Below are 15540 nucleotides of genomic sequence, written 5' to 3' on the forward strand. Positions count from 1 at the left end.
CGCTAGTTGGCGGCCGCGGCCTTGTTCGGCCGGCGCCGACGACGCCGCCGCGGGGCCCGGGTGGCCTCGCCGGAGTCGGCCGGCTGCGCCTCGCCGTCGGCGGGCTGTTCGACGGTCTCCGGGTGCGATCCGACCGGCTCTCCGCCGCGGGTCCGACGCCGGCTGCGGTTGCGGGCCGGTCGTTCGGTGCGCTCGCGGGGCTCACGCTTGGGCTTGTCGGTGCTGCGACTGGGCTTGCCGATCGAGCCGCCGGCATCGGTCGGGATGTTCAGCTCCTCGTAGAGGTGCGGCGAGCTGGAATACGTCTCGGCCGGGTCCGGTGTCTCCAACCCGAGGGCCTTGTCGATCATCGACCAGCGGGGCAGCTCGTCCCAGTCGACCAGCGTCACCGCGATTCCGGTCTTACCGGCGCGGCCGGTGCGACCGATGCGGTGCACGTAGGCCTGCTCGTCTTCGGGGATCTGGAAGTTGATGACGTGGGTGATGTCGTCGATGTCGATGCCGCGCGCCGCGACGTCGGTGGCGACGAGGACGTCGACCTCGCCGGTGCGGAACGACTTGAGCGCCTTCTCCCGCGCGCCCTGGCCGAGGTCACCGTGCACGGCGCCGACCTTGAAGCCACGCTCGGCCAGTTCGTCGGCGACTTTCTGGGCGGTGCGCTTGGTACGCGTGAAGATCATCGTCGCGCCGCGGCCCTCGGCCTGCAGGATGCGGCTCACCATCTCGACCTTGTCCAGAGCGTGCGCCCGGTAGGCGAACTGCTCGGTGGTGTCGTGGGTGGCCGAGCCCTGGACGCCCTCGGCGCGGATGTGCGTCGGCTGGTTCATGAAGGTGCGGGCCAGCGTGATGATCGGGTCCGGCATGGTGGCCGAGAACAGCATGGCCTGCCGCTCGGCGGGGATCTGCTTGAGGATGCGCTCGATGTCGGGCAGGAAGCCCAGGTCGAGCATCTCGTCGGCCTCGTCGAGGACCAGCGTGGAGAGCCCGCCGAGCTGCAGATGACCCTGCTGGGCGAGGTCGAGGAGGCGGCCCGGGGTGCCGACGACGACGTCGACGCCCTTCTGCAGCGCCTCGATCTGCGGCTCGTACGGGCGGCCGCCGTAGATCGCGGTCACGGTCAGCTTGCGCGACTCCGTGTCGGATGTCGGCGCCGAAGCGCCTCCGGAAGCCATCAGGTACTTCGAGGCGCCGACCAGGTCCTCGTAGACCTGGATGCACAGCTCACGGGTGGGCACCACGACCAGGGCCCGGGGGATGCCGGTCAGTGGGCGCCCGGTGTCGGTGCTGATCCGATGCAGCAGCGGCACGCCGAAGGCGAACGTCTTGCCCATACCGGTACGGGCCTGGCCGATCAGATCGTCGCCGGCCAACGCCAGGGGCAGCGTCAGCTCCTGGATCGCGAAGGCGTGTTCGATGCCGTTCTCGGCGAGGGCGCGCACGATCTCGTCGCGCACCCCCAGCTCGGCGAACGTCGGAGTGGGATGCGGGGTCACGGGTGTCATAGAGAGGAGAGACCTTTCACTTGTCATCTCATGCGTTTCCACGCGCGCACGAGTTGAGAAGTGAACTTCGCTGCGGCCCAGCTCTATTGGGCGGGCCGTGCGGTAACTCGAGACTGTGCACGCACATTGTCATGGTGCCTGCGGCGTGTCACACGCCAGCCCTGACCTGGATCGATCGGTCGGCCGAACCGCCGACACCGGGCTCTATGCTAGCTGGTCTGCCGGTGCTCAGTCACATGCACTGCTGCCGTCTACAGTTGCAGCCATGACTTCCACGCCGCCGGCGGCCTCTGCATCTGCCCCCGCAGCGCAGCCGAATTCCGCGTCCGCCGCGCTGCCGGCCGACCATCCCGGCGTCGTCGAACTGTTCTCCCTGCTGGCATACGGCGAGGTCGCGGCGTTCTATCGGCTGACCGAGGAGGCGCGGATGGCGCCGAACCTGCGGGGCCGGATCAACATGGCCAGCATGGCGGCGGCGGAGATGAACCACTACGAGGTGCTGCGCGACGAGCTGGAACAACGCGGTGTCGACGTGGTGCCGGCGATGACGCGGTACGCGTCCGCCCTCGAGAACTATCACCGCCTGACCACGCCCAGCACGTGGCTCGAAGCGTTGGTCAAGACCTACGTCGGTGACGCGTTGGCGGCCGACTTCTACCTCGAGATCGCCGACGCGATGCCCGGCGCCGTCGCCGACGTCATCAGGTCCGTGCTGTCGGAGACCGGCCACTCGCAGTTCGTGGTCGCCGAGGTGCGGGCCGCGGTGACGGCCAGCGACCGACAGCGTCACCGACTGGCGCTGTGGTCGCGGCGGCTCCTCGGTGAGGCCATCACTCAGGCTCAGTACGTGCTGGCCGACCACGACGAGCTCGTCGACCTGGTGATGTCGGCCGGCGGGCTGTCTCAGATCACCGAGTTCTTCGACCGGCTGCAGCAGACCCACAGCACCCGCATGCAGGAGCTGGGGCTGGCCTGACTCAGCGGGTGCAGTTGGTGATGATCGAGTTGCCGTTCTGCGCCGCGATCACCGCGCCGTTGGCGTCCAGCACCTCGCAGTTCAGCTGACCGGTGACGCTGGTCCCGGTCACCGAACTGAGCGTCACACCGGGGTCCAGCGTGATGGTCTTCGACCACGGCAGGGCGACGTTCACGTCGGTCTGCAGCGCGCCCTGGGCGTCGGTGTAGATGACGGTGACCAGGTCGAGAAGCCCCTTGGTCCCGGTGATGCGATAGGTGACCGTGCCCGGCACTGCGGACTGCGGCGGGGGAGCGGCCTGCGGTGCGGGCAGCAGCGGCGCGGCGGGCGCAGGGACCGGCAACTGTGCCGTGGGCGTCGGGGAGATCGTAGTGACCGTCTCGGCGGGCAGCGACGGCTGCGCGGGCAGTGCAGGTGCGGGCGCGCGCGGTGTGGCCGACGGCTCGGGTGCCGAACTGGTGGTGGCGTCCTGGGTGGTGTCGGATGCGATGGTCGCCGACACCGAACCGCTGTCCCCGCCGCCGAGGATCATGCTGACCATGATCACGGCGATGAACAGGACGGCCCCCGACACGCCGGCGATCCACATCCAGCGCCGGTCGACGCGCGCCTCGTCGAGGTAGTCCTCGTAATCGGCGTCGTAGTCGGTGTCTCCGTAGTTGGTGTCGTCGTAGTTGGTGTCATACTCGGCGCCCAGGTAGTCCTCATCGCGCGGGTAGACGTCCGTGTCGCCTTCCCGGTCGTACCGGCTGCGCCCACCAGAGGTGCGGACGCGCTCGGTCGGCGTCAGGGAGTACGGCGATTGTGCGGTGTATGGCCTGTTCATCCAGCTGTCCCAGTCGTCGCTTTCGGCGTTGCGGGGCCGATGCTACGAACACTGCTGTGACGGATGGGGCTGACGCGCCTGCTGTGGCGGTCACGGTCGGGACTCGGTTCGGTCGCTGCGCCGTTGCACAGCGCGGGGCTGCCGGCGGGCGGGCCGGTGCCGCGTTCGCTGACCGCGTAGGTCCCGGGCACGCACGGCACGGGCGCTGTCCACTAGCCTCCTGGGGAGAGATTCGACGACAGAAGGGTTCCACTGTGGAGGTCAAGATCGGTGTCACCGACAGCCCGCGCGAGCTGGTCATCAACAGTGCGCAGACACCGGCCGAGGTGGAGAAACTGGTCACCGACGCGCTGGAGGCGGGCGCGGGCGTGCTGGCGCTGACCGACGAGAAGGGGCGACGCTACCTCGTGCAGGGCGCGCGCATCGCGTACGTCGAGATCGGTGCCGCGGACGCCCGCCGGGTCGGCTTCGGCGTGGGCGCGGTGGGTGCCGAGGTGACGCGCAGCGCCGGCTGAGGCCGGCCAGTCCGGAAGAGCCGCGTCAGGAGCGCGTCAGCGGGACGTGCGACAGACCGCCCCAGATGAAAGCGACGGTGCCTTCGACCGCATCGTCTTTGGCGATCGGACGGTCGTTGTTGAGCCAGTAGCGCGCCGAGTCGACGCTGATGCTGACCAGGCCGACGGCGATCATCCGCGCGCGGTGCGGCTCGAGCCCGGAGTCATGACTGATCAGGTCGAACACCGCGTCGGTGCAGGCCTCGGTGGCCACCTTGACCTGGGCCGCCACCTGCGGCTCGGTGACGTAGTCGTTCTCGAAGATCAGCCGGTAGCCCTGGCCGTCGTGCTCGATGAAGTCGAAGAACGCCGCCACCGCGGCACGCACCCGCTGCCGGTTGTCGGTCGTGGTGCGCAGCGCCTGGCGGACCCCGGAGACGAGATTGTCGACGTGGCGCTGCAGGACAGCGAGGTACAGCTCCACCTTCGACGTGAAGTGCTGGTACAGCACGGGTTTGCTGACGCCGGCCCGCTCGGCGATCTCGTCCATGCCTGCGGCGTGGTATCCGCGGTCGACGAATACTTCGCTCGCCGCGATCAGAAGCTGCCCGCGGCGCTCGTCGCGAGGTAGGCGGTTGCCGCGCCTGGCTGTGCCGGAGCTGGATGGCCCCGTACCGTTGGCCGGCTGCCCACTGCGCCGTTGCGCCGCTCGGGCGACTTCGCTCATCAGATCCTCGAGTTCTACTGCCGACGGACAGACCGTCGTGAGTTCGGTCTCCCGACATTACTACCGTTAGCTGCTCCCGGACGGGAGGACGGCAGCCCGGCGGCGGGCGCGCCGACGGTGTCCTGCAAGCCATGTCCTCCCAGCAACCTGTGTCATCCTGTGTCGGTGACCTACGACCCGGGGCATCGCGGGAACGGTCGCGTTCCCGTGCTCCGCGACGAATGGCGCGAACCCCTGCGCGCGCAGCGTGATCCCCTGGCCGAAGAGACCGGGCGGGCCCGATCCAATCGCGACGGACACCAGCGCTGGCGCAAGCAGACCTGGCTCGGACGGTTCGTGTCCACCTACGGCTGGCGCGCGTACGCGCTGCCCCTGCTCGTCGCGCTGACGGCCGTCGTCGTCTACCAGACCATCACCGGCGCCAGCGTCGCCCCGCCTGTGGCCGAAGACGAGGGGCCGGTGCAGGGACCGCCGACGATCGGCGTCGCCAGCACCGCGATCATCGGTGCCCCGCCCAAAGGGCTGACCCAGTTCGACGCCAACCTGCCGACCGGCATCCTGCCCGAAGGCGGCCCCTTCACCGAGGCCGGCGCGCGCACCTGGCACGTTGTGCCCGGCACCACCCCGCAGGTCGGTGAGGGCACCAGCAAGGTGTTCACCTACACCGTCGAGGTCGAAGACGGCGTCGACACCACGACCTTCGGCGGCGACGACGGCTTCGCCCGCATGGTCAGCGAAACGCTCGCCAATCCGAAGAGCTGGACCCACAACCCGCAGTTCGGCTTCGTCCGCGTCGACGACACATCCGGTGTGCAGCCGGATTTCCGGGTATCGCTGACCTCGTCGATGACGGTGCGGGAGGGCTGCGGGTACGACATCCAGCTCGAGGCGTCCTGCTACAACCCGGCGTACGAGAATCAGCCGCGCGTCTTCATCAACGAGGCTCGCTGGGTGCGCGGTGCCGTGCCCTTCCAAGGAGACATCGGCTCCTATCGGCAGTACGTCATCAACCACGAGGTCGGTCACGCGATCGGCTATCCCCGCCACGAGCAGTGCGCGGTCAGCGGCGAGCTCGCCCCGGTGATGATGCAGCAGACCTTCTCGACCAGCAACAACGATGCCGCGCGGTTCGATCCCGGTACGGTCACTCCCGACGGGAAGACCTGCCGGTTCAACCCGTGGCCCTACCCGATCGCCTGATCGGTCCGCCCGGGCCATCCGGGAAGCGTCGGGCCCTCGTTGCTGTTGCACCCTCTACCTGTTGAGATGGGTGTCGAAAGTCAACCAAGGAGAGTCCGGTGTCCTCACCGCTGCCACCGCTGGTCGCGCCAGCCGCTGAACTGACCCGCGACGAGGTCGCCCGCTACAGCCGTCACCTGATCATTCCCGACCTCGGCCTGGACGGTCAGAAACGGCTGAAGAACGCCCGCGTGCTGGTGATCGGCGCCGGTGGCCTCGGCTCGCCGACGCTGCTCTACCTCGCCGCGGCCGGGGTCGGCACGATCGGCATCGTCGAGTTCGACGTCGTCGACGAGTCCAACCTGCAGCGCCAGATCATCCACGGCCAGTCCGACATCGGCCGCTCCAAGGCGCAGAGCGCCAAGGACTCCGTTCTCGAGGTGAATCCGCTCGTCGACGTGATCCTGCACGAGGTCCGCCTCGAACCCGAGAACGCCGTCGAGATCTTCAGCGACTACGACCTGATCCTCGACGGGACGGACAACTTCGCGACCCGCTACCTGGTCAACGACGCCGCCGTGCTCGCCGGGAAGCCGTATGTCTGGGGATCGATCTACCGCTTCGAGGGCCAGGTGTCGGTCTTCTGGGAAGACGCGCCCGACGGTCTGGGCCTGAACTACCGCGATCTCTACCCCGAGCCACCGCCACCGGGGATGGTGCCGTCGTGCGCCGAGGGTGGCGTGCTGGGCATCCTGTGTGCGTCCATCGCCTCGGTGATGGGCACCGAAGCGATCAAGCTGATCACCGGTATCGGTGACCCGCTGCTCGGCCGGCTGATGGTGTACGACGCGCTGGACATGACCTATCGGACGATCAAGATCCGCAAGGACCCTGCGACGCCGAAGATCACCGAGCTGATCGATTACGAGGAGTTCTGCGGCGTGGTCTCCGAGGCCGCCGCCGAGGCTGCCGCGGAGTCGACGATCACCCCGCGCGAACTGGCCGAGCTTCTCGACTCGGGGAAGCCGTTGGCGCTGATCGACGTTCGCGAGCCCGTCGAATGGGACATCAACCACATCGACGGTGCGCAGCTGATCCCCAAGGGCGCCTTCGAATCCGGTGAGGCGCTGTCGAAGCTGACCGTCGACCGCACGCCGGTGTTCTACTGCAAGACCGGGGTGCGCTCCGCCGAGGTGCTGGCGATCGTCAAGAAGGCCGGCTTCTCCGATGCGATGCACGTCCAGGGCGGAATCGTGGCGTGGGGTAAGCAACTCGAACCCGACATGGTGATGTACTAACGCGGGGTTGGCGGCCGCGGCAATTACGCTGATGCGGTGACCTTCGAGCGACCACCCGAGCATGTCCTCACGGCCTTCGGGCTGTCCGGAGTGCAGCCGGTGCCGCTCGGGTCGAGCTGGGAGGGCGGCTGGCGCTGCGGTGAGGTCGTGCTGTCGATGGTGGCCGACCATGCCCGCGCCGCCTGGTCGGCGAAGGTGCGGGAAACGTTGTTCGTCGACGGTATCCGGCTCGCGCGGCCGGTGCGGTCCACCGACGGGCGCTACGTCGTCGCCGGCTGGCGCGCCGACACCTACGTCGCAGGCACCCCTGAGCCGCGTCACGACGAGGTCGTCTCGGCCGCTGTCCGGCTGCACGAGGCCACCGCGACGTTGGAGCGGCCGCGGTTCCTGACGCAGCCGCCGGTGGCTCCGTGGGCGGATGTGGACGTGTTCATCGCCGCCGACCGTGCGGCGTGGGAGGAGCGGCCTCTGCATTCGCTGCCGCCGGGCGCGCGGGTCGCCCCGGGGACGGCGGACGGGCAGAAGTCGATCGATCTGATCAACCAGCTCGCCATGCTACGCAGACCGACGAAGAGCCCGAGCCAGCTGGTGCACGGAGATCTCTACGGCACAGTGCTTTTCGCCGGTACCGCCGCTCCCGGCATCACCGACATCACGCCCTACTGGCGGCCGCCCGCCTGGGCCGCGGGTGTCGTCGTGGTCGACGCGCTGTCGTGGGGTGAGGCGGACGACGCCCTGATCGAACGGTGGGACGCCCTGCCGGAGTGGCCGCAGATGTTGTTGCGCGCCTTGCTGTTTCGCCTCGCTGTCCATGCGCTGCATCCGCGGTCGACGGCGGCTGCCTTCCCGGGCCTGGCGCGGACAGCGTCCCTGGTTCGCCTGGCCGTGTGACCGGTCTGCGCGAGAGTGCTCTGGCGGTAGTGCCCGGGCCCGGATCGCTACCGTCACTGCACCTTCGGCGACGCTAGAACGTGTGGCGATGCTGCGCCAGGGGGATGCGGCCGTCGACGGCCAGCACGCCCTCGGCGCGCAAGCGCGCGAGCTGACGCGTCGCCAGATGGGGCGCGGGGCGGCCAGACGCCCGAATCACCCGGTGCCACGGTAGATCCGACGAATCGGTGCGCATGATCCAGGCCACGATGCGTGGACTGGACAGGTCGGCAGCCGCGGCGATGTCACCGTAGGTGGTGACCGCTCCCGCCGGGACCGACGCCACGAGTGCGCGGACGGCCTCGACCTGCGCGTCGGTGATCGCCGCCACGTCAGCCCAGCAGGTCTGCGATCAGCGCGGCCGTCTCCGCGGGTTTGGCAAGCGGCACCATGTGGTCGCAATCCCATTCCAGCACAGTCAGATTCGGTCCGAGACCGGCATCGAGGGCCGCGACCAACTCGTCGGTGGCGTACGGCGGCTCGGTGCGCAGCGCACGCACCAGCGTCGTGGGGGTGCCGTCGCGCGGGATCGGCACCGGCCGGGTCAGCTCACTCCAATAGGAGAGCATCGCGGGGATGCTGATCCGCCAGCCCACTCGGCCGTTCGGCAGATCCACCAGGTGCTCGTCGAGTTCCCGGTCGAGTTCGGCCTGCTCGACCTCACCCCACGAGCCGCCCGTCTTCTCGTCGCGGGCCTCGGCGCGGTCGGTGTAGTCGGGTGAGGCGTACATGTCGTCGGCGACCTCGCGCATCCAGCGTCCGTCGAGGGCCACCGCGGGATCGAGCAGTACCAGGCTGGACACCAGGTCAGGCCGTGCCGCAGCGAGATTCAGCGCCATCGCACCGCCGAACGAGTGGCCCGTCACCACCACCGGTTCACCGCCCTCACGGTCGAGGAGCGCCGCGAGCGCACTCACGTTCGCCTCGATCGACCACGGCGCATCCCATGACGAGCGGCCGTGCCCGAGGAGATCGGGTGCGAGCGCCGGCACCTCGGGAAGGTGGCGATCGAACAGCGTCTCCCACCGCTTGCCGTGGCCGGTGAGGCCGTGGATCGCCAGGACCCGGGCGGGTGAGGCCGGTCCGAATCGGTAGGTGCACAACAGGTCGGTCACCCCACGATGCTGCCATCGATGCCGGTCGGCGCACCAGTTCGGGCCGCTTGTCAGACCCTCGTGATGTAGTGCGTCCATGTCTGCGCCGCACACCGAGATGACGCTCGAGGCACTGACCCGTCCCGGCGTGCGGGGCACGGTCCGATTGCTCGGCGGCCCCGGCACTGGGAAGTCGACGGCGCTCGTCGAGACCGCGGCGGCGCACCTGGCGGCGGGCCGCGACGTGGAATCTGTTCTGCTGCTCACGGGCTCGTCGCGGCTCAGTGCCCAGGCGCGCGCGACGATCACCGCCAAGGTCCTGGCCGCGGGGGACCAGACCGTTGTCCGTGAGCCGCTGGTGCGCACCGTGCATTCCTACGCATTCGCGGTGCTCCGGCTGGCTGCCCAGCGCTCCGGAGGCGCACCACCGCGGCTGATCACCGGAGCCGAGCAGGACGGCATCATCCGCGAGTTGCTCGCCGGTGACCTCGAGGACGGCGACGCCTCGCCGGTGCGCTGGCCCGAGCGGCTGCGGCCCGCATTGGCGACGGTCGGGTTCGCCAACGAGCTGCGGGATCTGATGGCACGGTGCAACGAGCGCGGCGTCGATCCGGTTGCGCTGCAACGTCTCGGACGGCGCGCGCAGCGCCCCGAATGGCAGGCGGCCGGCCGGTTCGCGCAGGCTTACGAGCAGATCATGCTGCTGCGCGCCGCGGTCGGTATGGCCGCTCCGCAGGCCACGGTGCCTGCGCTGGGGGCTGCCGAGCTCGTGGGCGCCGCGCTGGAAGCGTTGGCTGCTGACGCCGACCTGCTGGCTGCCGAACGGGCCCGCGTGAAGCTGCTTCTCGTCGACGATGCGCAACACCTCGACCCGCAGGCCGCGCGGCTGGTGCAGGTCCTGGCGTCCGGCGCGGAGCTCTGCGTGATCGCCGGCGATCCGAATCAGACGGTGTTCGGCTATCGCGGCGCCGATCCCGGGCTGCTCCGCGGGGAGGGTCCGGCGATCACGCTGACGCAGTCGCACCGGTGCTCGGCGCCCGTGGCGCAGGCGGTCGAGGCGCTCACGCGCCGGCTGCCCGGCGTCGACAGCACCCAGGCACTGACGGGCACGGATCCGGCAGGGTCGGTGGCCGTGCGCATCGCCGCGAGCCCGCACGCCGAATGCGCGGTGATCGCCGACACCTTGCGGCGTGCCCATCTGGTCGACGGGGTGCCGTGGTCCGACATGGCGGTGATCGTCCGCTCGGTGCCCAGGACCGGGCCCTCGCTGTCGCGGGCACTGACCGCTGCCGGCGTTCCGGTGGACGGCCTGCAGAGCGACGCGCCACTGATCGCGGTGCCAGCCGTGCGAGCGCTGATGACCGTCCTGGAGGCAACGGTCGACGGACTGACCGCCGAGCGCGCGCTGGCTCTGGTGACCGGGCCGATCGGCCGGGTCGACCCGGTGTCGCTGCGGCAGTTGCGTCGCGCATTGCGCCGCCGCGCCGCCGACCCCACCGCTGATGTCGGCGAGCTCCTGGTCGCAGCTGTGGGCGGTCGTGGCGGTGCCGGCCGATCCGACGGCAGCGTGCCCGGCGAGCTCGACCGCGCGCTGCGACGGGTGCGTACCGTGCTCAATGCCGCGCGTGACAGCATCCGGCGCAGCGACGATCCGCGACATACGTTGTGGCAGGCGTGGAATCGCAGCGGCCTGCAGCGCCGCTGGCTGGCTGCGACCGAGCGGGGCGGCCCGGTGGGTGAACAGGCCGACCGCGATCTGGATGCGATGACCGCGCTGTTCGACGTCGCCGAGCAGTACGTGGAGCGCACCGCCGGCGCGTCCCTGCGCGGTCTCGTCGATCACGTCGCCGGGTTGACGCTGCCGCCGGCCCGCTCCGACCAGCGACCGGCGACAAACGCGGTCGCGGTGGTCAGTGCACACGAGGCGCTGGGCCGCGAGTGGGATGTCGTCGTCGTCGCCGGTCTCCAGGAAGGCCTGTGGCCGAACGTGTCTGCGCGCGGCGGGATTCTGGCGACCCAACAGCTCGTCGATGTTCTCGACGGCGTGGCCGATCCTGCCGATCGCACGCTGTCGGGACGGGCACCTCTGCTGGCGCAGGAGCGGCGTCTGCTCATCGCCGCGGTGGGCCGCGCACGCCGCCGGCTTCTCGTCACCGCTGTCGACAGCGACACCGGCGACGCCGCACTGCTGCCGTCGCCGTTCTGCAATGAGCTCGCCGCGGTGGCCACCGACGAGTGCACCGAATCGGAAGGGCCGGTACGCGCCCCGCGGGTACTCGCCGCCAACGCCGTGGTGGGGCGCCTGCGGTCAGTGGTGTGCGCGTCGCCGCAAGATGTCACCGATGATCATCGGCTCTGTGCCGCAACTCAATTGGCTCGCCTTGCCGAAGCTGGCGTGCACGGGGCGGCCCCGCAGTCCTGGTACGGCCAGCGTGCGGTCTCCACCGAGGCGCCGCTCTGGGACGGTGCCGGCGACGCCGTCACGCTGTCGCCCTCGACGGTTCAGATGCTGTTGGACTGTCCGCTGCGGTGGTTGTTGGAACGTCACGGCGGCAGCTCCGCGAGGGACGTGCGCTCGGCGCTGGGCTCGCTGGTGCATGCCCTGGTGGCCGATCCCGCCGTCTCCGAGTCCCATCTGCACACCGAGCTCCGCCGGATCTGGGCTGCGCTGCCGTTCGACGCGCAGTGGCATGCGGACAACGAGTTCGAGCGCCATCAGGAGATGCTCAGCACGTTCACCCGCTGGCGTGCCGACACGCGCAACCGCTTCACCGAGGTCGGCACCGAGATCGCCGTCGACGGTGAGGTGGTGGCCGCCGCCGACGATCAGCCCGCGGTCCGCATCCGTGGTCGTCTGGACCGCCTCGAACGCGACAGCGAGGGCCGGCTCGTCGTGGTCGACATCAAGACCGGCAAGAGCCCGGCCACCAAAGACGATGCCCAGGCGCACGCGCAGCTGGCCATGTACCAGTTGGCGGTCGCCGAAGGCCTGCTGGCCGAAACCGCCGAGCCCGGCGGCGGGCGGCTGGTGTACCTCGGGAAGACCAGCGGCGGCAGCGCGACCGAGCGGGAACAGGACGCGCTGACACCAGAAGGTCACGCGCAGTGGCGCGCCCAGGTGAGTGAGGCCGCCGCGGCGACACAGGGGCCGCGGTTCGTCGCCCGGATCAACGACGGTTGTGCGCACTGCCCGGTGGCGGCGATGTGCCCGGCCCGCCAGAGCACGAATGAGGATCGATGAACCCGCGTTACAGTCCTGCCGAATTGTCCGACGCTCTCGGTCTTTTCGCGCCCACCGACGAGCAGGCCGCCGTCATCTGCGCCCCGCCCGGTCCGCTGGTCGTGATCGCCGGCGCCGGGGCGGGCAAAACCGAGACGATGGCCGCGCGGGTGGTGTGGCTGGTGGCCAACGGTTTCGCCACCCCCGGCGAGGTCCTGGGCCTCACTTTCACCCGTAAGGCGGCCGGGCAGCTGCTGCGCCGCGTGCGGACGCGACTGGCACGCCTCGCCGGCGCCGGGCTGGCACTGCCGGACGCCACCGGACTCGTCGACGATCCGGTGACCGTGAGCACCTACCATGCCTTCGCCGGCACGCTGCTGCGTGAGCACGGGCTGCTGCTCCCCGTCGAGCCCGACGTTCGACTGCTCGGGGAAACAGAGTTGTGGCAGCTGGCTTTCCGCGTGGTGTGCGAGTATCCGGGACCCCTGGACACCGAGAAGTCTCCGGCGTCGATCACCGCGATGGTGCTGCGCCTGGCCGGTCAACTCTCCGAACATCTGGTGGACACCGCATCGCTGCGCGACACCCATGTCGAACTCGAGCAGCTGGTACACACCCTGCCGGCGGGCCCCTACCAACGCGATCGCGGGCCGAGCCAGTGGTTGCTGCGGATGCTCGCCACCCAGACAGAGCGCAGCGCGCTGGTGCCGCTGATCGACGCACTGCATCAACGGATGCGCGAGGAGCGCGTCGTGGACTTCGGCACCCAGATGAGCGCGGCAGCCCGGTTGGCCTCGCAGTTCCCTCAGGTCGGCGAACAGCTGCGGCAGCGCTATCGCGTCGTGCTGCTCGACGAGTACCAGGACACCGGCCACGCGCAACGCGTGGCGCTGACGTCGTTGTTCGGCAACGGTGTCGATGACGGCCTGGCGCTGACGGCGGTCGGCGATCCCATCCAGTCGATCTACGGCTGGCGCGGTGCGTCAGCCACCAACCTGCCGCGGTTCACCACCGATTTCCCGTTGAGCGACGGCACGCCGGCTCCTACGCTGGAGTTGCGCACGAGCTGGCGCAACCCTCCCGAGGTGCTGCACCTGGCCAACGAGGTGTCCACCGAGGCGCGGCAGCGCTCGGTGTCGGTGCGCCCGCTGTTGTCCCGCCCCGACGCCGCACCGGGACACGTACGGTGTGCGCTGCTCTCCGACGTCGAGGCCGAGCGGGAGTGGGTCGCCGGGCAGGTCGCCGACGCCTACCGCGCGGCAACCGCAGCAACGGGTGCCGCGCCGACGGCCGCAGTGTTGGTGCGGCGCAACGCCGATGCGGCGCCGATCGCCGATGCCCTGGCGCGTCAGGGCATCGCCGCGGAGGTGGTGGGGGTGGCGGGGCTGCTGGCGGTGCCCGAGGTCGCCGACGTCGTGGCGATGCTGCGGCTCGCCGCCGATCCGATGGCGGGAGCCGCGGCGGTGCGGGTGCTCACCGGCCCGCGGTGGCGCCTTGGTGCCGCCGATCTGGTGGCGCTCTGGCGTCGCGCCGTCGCGCTCGACGACGCACCGGCGGCCGAGCGCGGCAGCGCCGAGCAGGTCCTGTCGCAACTCGGCCCGGAGGCGGATGCGGCGTGCCTTGCCGACGCCGTCTGCGATCCGGGTCCCGCGGCGGCCTATTCGGCAGACGGCTTGGCCCGCATCGTCGAACTGGGCCGCGAACTCACGGCGCTACGCGCTCATCTCGACGGCGCGCTCACCGATCTCGTCGCCGAGGTCCGCCGGATGCTCGGCGTGGATGCCGAGGCCAGGGCCGCCCGCCCGGTGTCGGCCGGATGGTCGGGTACCGAACATCTCGACACCTTCGCCGACGTCGTCGCCGACTTCGCCACTCGTTCCGGCGCAACGGTGTCGGGGTTGCTGGCTTATCTCGACGCTGCCGAGCAGGTCGAGAACGGCCTAGCGCCCGCCGAGGTCACCGTCGCCGCGGACCGCGTACAGATCTTGACCGTGCACGCGGCCAAGGGTCTCGAATGGCAGATCGTGGCGGTGCCGCATCTGTCCGGTCGGGTGTTTCCGTCGACGGCGTCACCGCGGACGTGGCTCACCGATGCCGCGGACCTGCCTCCGCTGCTGCGCGGTGACTGTGCCGCGGTGTCCGCGCTCGGCGTACCCGTTCTGGACACATCGCGGGTCAACGATCGAAAGTCGCTGTCCGACACCATTTCTGATCACAAGCGGAGCCTGGACCAACGGCGCGCCGACGAGGAGCGGCGGCTGCTGTACGTCGCGCTCACCCGCGCCGAGCACACCCTGCTGGTGTCGGGTCATCACTGGGGCGCCACGGAGTCCAAGCCCCGCGGACCGTCGACGTTCCTCACCGAACTCAAGGATGCGATCGATGCGGCGGAGGCGGCGGGGACACCGTGCGGTGAGGTCGACGTGTGGGCCGATGCGCCCGCCGACGGCGAACCCAACCCACTGCGCGGCCGCGTGGTCGAGGCGATGTGGCCGCATGACCCGCTGGCGGGCCGGCGCACCGGCGTGCATCAGGGTGCAGCGCTGGTGACCGCGGCCATGGCCGGAGAGGTGGCGGCGGCCGTCGACGACGCGCACGGCTGGATCGCCGATGTCGACGCGCTGCTGGCCGAGCGGGAACGCGCCGACCAGGCCGGGGTTCCACCGCTGCCCGTGCAGGTGTCGGTCAGCGCCATGGTCGACCTGGGTCGTGACCCTGAGGCCGCGGCGCGCCGCCTTCACCGGCGCCTACCTCGCCCACCGGCCGCGCATGCCTTGCTGGGCACCGTGTTCCACGAATGGGTGCAGCGCTACTACCAAGCCGAGAAGCTGTTCGATCTCGACGATCTGCCCGGTGCGGTCGACGCCGGCCGGCACGACCGCGGCGAGCTCGAAGATCTGCAGTCCGCGTTCGCGGTGTCGGAATGGGCGGCGCGCACACCGATCGACGTCGAGGTCCCGTTCGACATGATGCTGGGCGGCCGGGTGGTGCGCGGCCGCATCGACGCGGTCTTCGCCGACGACGACGGCGGGGTCACCGTGCTCGACTGGAAGACCGGTGACCCGCCTTCGACGCAGGAAGAGTTGCAACACAACGCAATTCAGCTCGCCGTCTACCGGCTGGCGTGGGCCCGGCTGCACGGCCGTCCGCTGTCCTCGGTGCGTGCGGCGTTCCACTACGTCCGGTCAGGACGGACGATCACGCCGCAGGAGTGGCCGGACGTCGACGAACTCGCGGCGCTGCTCGCCGATCCCGCCGAACCCGCGGGTCCGGCCGGCACCGACGCGGCCTGAC

The 15540-nt window shown here is 70.2% G+C and carries 12 protein-coding genes; 7 read left to right on the forward strand and 5 right to left on the reverse strand.

Going from position 1 to position 15540, the window contains the following annotated elements; all coding sequences use genetic code 11:
* Window positions 1-2: 2 nt before the first annotated feature.
* A complete protein-coding gene (locus PGN37_RS09585; RefSeq protein WP_335330802.1) occupies window positions 3-1502 on the reverse strand; it encodes a DEAD/DEAH box helicase in 1500 nt (499 codons plus the stop codon).
* A 265-nt stretch (window positions 1503-1767) separates the two neighbouring features.
* Here PGN37_RS09585 and PGN37_RS09590 point away from each other — a divergent pair, with 265 nt between their 5' ends.
* The gene (locus PGN37_RS09590) at window positions 1768-2478 is read left to right on the forward strand and encodes a ferritin-like fold-containing protein (protein ID WP_335330803.1); all 711 of its coding nucleotides are present in this window, start codon (window positions 1768-1770) and stop codon (window positions 2476-2478) included.
* Between the two features lies 1 nt (window position 2479).
* On the opposite strand, the gene PGN37_RS09595 is transcribed toward PGN37_RS09590, so the two are convergent.
* The gene (locus PGN37_RS09595) at window positions 2480-3304 is read right to left on the reverse strand and encodes a hypothetical protein (RefSeq protein ID WP_335330804.1); all 825 of its coding nucleotides are present in this window, start codon (window positions 3302-3304) and stop codon (window positions 2480-2482) included.
* Between the two features lie 254 nt (window positions 3305-3558).
* Here PGN37_RS09595 and PGN37_RS09600 point away from each other — a divergent pair, with 254 nt between their 5' ends.
* Window positions 3559-3819 carry a DUF3107 domain-containing protein gene (locus tag PGN37_RS09600; RefSeq protein ID WP_335330805.1) on the forward strand — a complete coding sequence of 87 codons (261 nt, stop codon included), beginning with the start codon at window positions 3559-3561 and terminating at the stop codon, window positions 3817-3819.
* Window positions 3820-3844: 25 nt separating this feature from the next.
* On the opposite strand, the gene PGN37_RS09605 is transcribed toward PGN37_RS09600, so the two are convergent.
* A complete protein-coding gene (locus tag PGN37_RS09605; RefSeq protein WP_335330806.1) occupies window positions 3845-4525 on the reverse strand; it encodes a TetR/AcrR family transcriptional regulator in 681 nt (226 codons plus the stop codon).
* Between the two features lie 165 nt (window positions 4526-4690).
* Between PGN37_RS09605 and PGN37_RS09610 the strand changes: the two genes are divergently transcribed.
* The 3 genes from PGN37_RS09610 (at window position 4691) to PGN37_RS09620 (ending at window position 7893) form a co-directional block, all read left to right on the forward strand.
* Window positions 4691-5725: a DUF3152 domain-containing protein gene (locus PGN37_RS09610; RefSeq protein ID WP_335330807.1), complete on the forward strand. Its 1035-nt coding sequence runs from the start codon at window positions 4691-4693 to the stop codon at window positions 5723-5725.
* A gap of 98 nt (window positions 5726-5823) precedes the next feature.
* A complete protein-coding gene (gene moeZ, locus PGN37_RS09615) occupies window positions 5824-7002 on the forward strand; it encodes an adenylyltransferase/sulfurtransferase MoeZ (RefSeq protein WP_335330808.1) in 1179 nt (392 codons plus the stop codon).
* A gap of 36 nt (window positions 7003-7038) precedes the next feature.
* Window positions 7039-7893: a TIGR02569 family protein gene (locus PGN37_RS09620; protein ID WP_335330809.1), complete on the forward strand. Its 855-nt coding sequence runs from the start codon at window positions 7039-7041 to the stop codon at window positions 7891-7893.
* Between the two features lie 73 nt (window positions 7894-7966).
* On the opposite strand, the gene PGN37_RS09625 is transcribed toward PGN37_RS09620, so the two are convergent.
* Together PGN37_RS09625 and PGN37_RS09630 are read right to left on the reverse strand one after the other, a co-directional pair.
* Window positions 7967-8263 (reverse strand): MGMT family protein, encoded by a 297-nt coding sequence (locus tag PGN37_RS09625; RefSeq protein WP_335330810.1) that lies wholly within the window; start codon window positions 8261-8263, stop codon window positions 7967-7969.
* Between the two features lies 1 nt (window position 8264).
* On the reverse strand, window positions 8265-9047 hold the full coding sequence (locus PGN37_RS09630; RefSeq protein WP_335330811.1) for an alpha/beta hydrolase: 783 nt from the start codon (window positions 9045-9047) through the stop codon (window positions 8265-8267).
* A 76-nt stretch (window positions 9048-9123) separates the two neighbouring features.
* Between PGN37_RS09630 and PGN37_RS09635 the strand changes: the two genes are divergently transcribed.
* Window positions 9124-12267, forward strand: coding sequence for an ATP-dependent DNA helicase (locus tag PGN37_RS09635; RefSeq protein ID WP_335330812.1), 3144 nt, complete (start codon window positions 9124-9126; stop codon window positions 12265-12267).
* The gene (locus PGN37_RS09640; RefSeq protein ID WP_335330813.1) at window positions 12264-15539 is read left to right on the forward strand and encodes an ATP-dependent helicase; all 3276 of its coding nucleotides are present in this window, start codon (window positions 12264-12266) and stop codon (window positions 15537-15539) included. The genes PGN37_RS09635 and PGN37_RS09640 overlap by 4 nt, the downstream gene beginning before the upstream one ends.
* Window position 15540: the final 1 nt, after the last annotated feature.

The organism is Mycobacterium kyogaense, assembly GCF_036946525.1.
Classification (GTDB): Bacteria; Actinomycetota; Actinomycetes; order Mycobacteriales; family Mycobacteriaceae; genus Mycobacterium; species Mycobacterium kyogaense_A.

Bases quoted from the DNA above. Each gene is read 5' to 3' on its own strand.
- PGN37_RS09605 (WP_335330806.1), bottom strand. From the start codon at position 4,525: ATGAGCGAAGTCGCCCGAGCGGCGCAACGGCGCAGTGGGCAGCCGGCC.
- PGN37_RS09585 (WP_335330802.1), bottom strand. From the start codon at position 1,502: ATGACACCCGTGACCCCGCATCCCACTCCGACGTTCGCCGAGCTGGGG.
- PGN37_RS09590 (WP_335330803.1), top strand. From the start codon at position 1,768: ATGACTTCCACGCCGCCGGCGGCCTCTGCATCTGCCCCCGCAGCGCAG.
- PGN37_RS09635 (WP_335330812.1), top strand. From the start codon at position 9,124: ATGTCTGCGCCGCACACCGAGATGACGCTCGAGGCACTGACCCGTCCC.
- PGN37_RS09595 (WP_335330804.1), bottom strand. From the start codon at position 3,304: ATGAACAGGCCATACACCGCACAATCGCCGTACTCCCTGACGCCGACC.
- PGN37_RS09640 (WP_335330813.1), top strand. From the start codon at position 12,264: ATGAACCCGCGTTACAGTCCTGCCGAATTGTCCGACGCTCTCGGTCTT.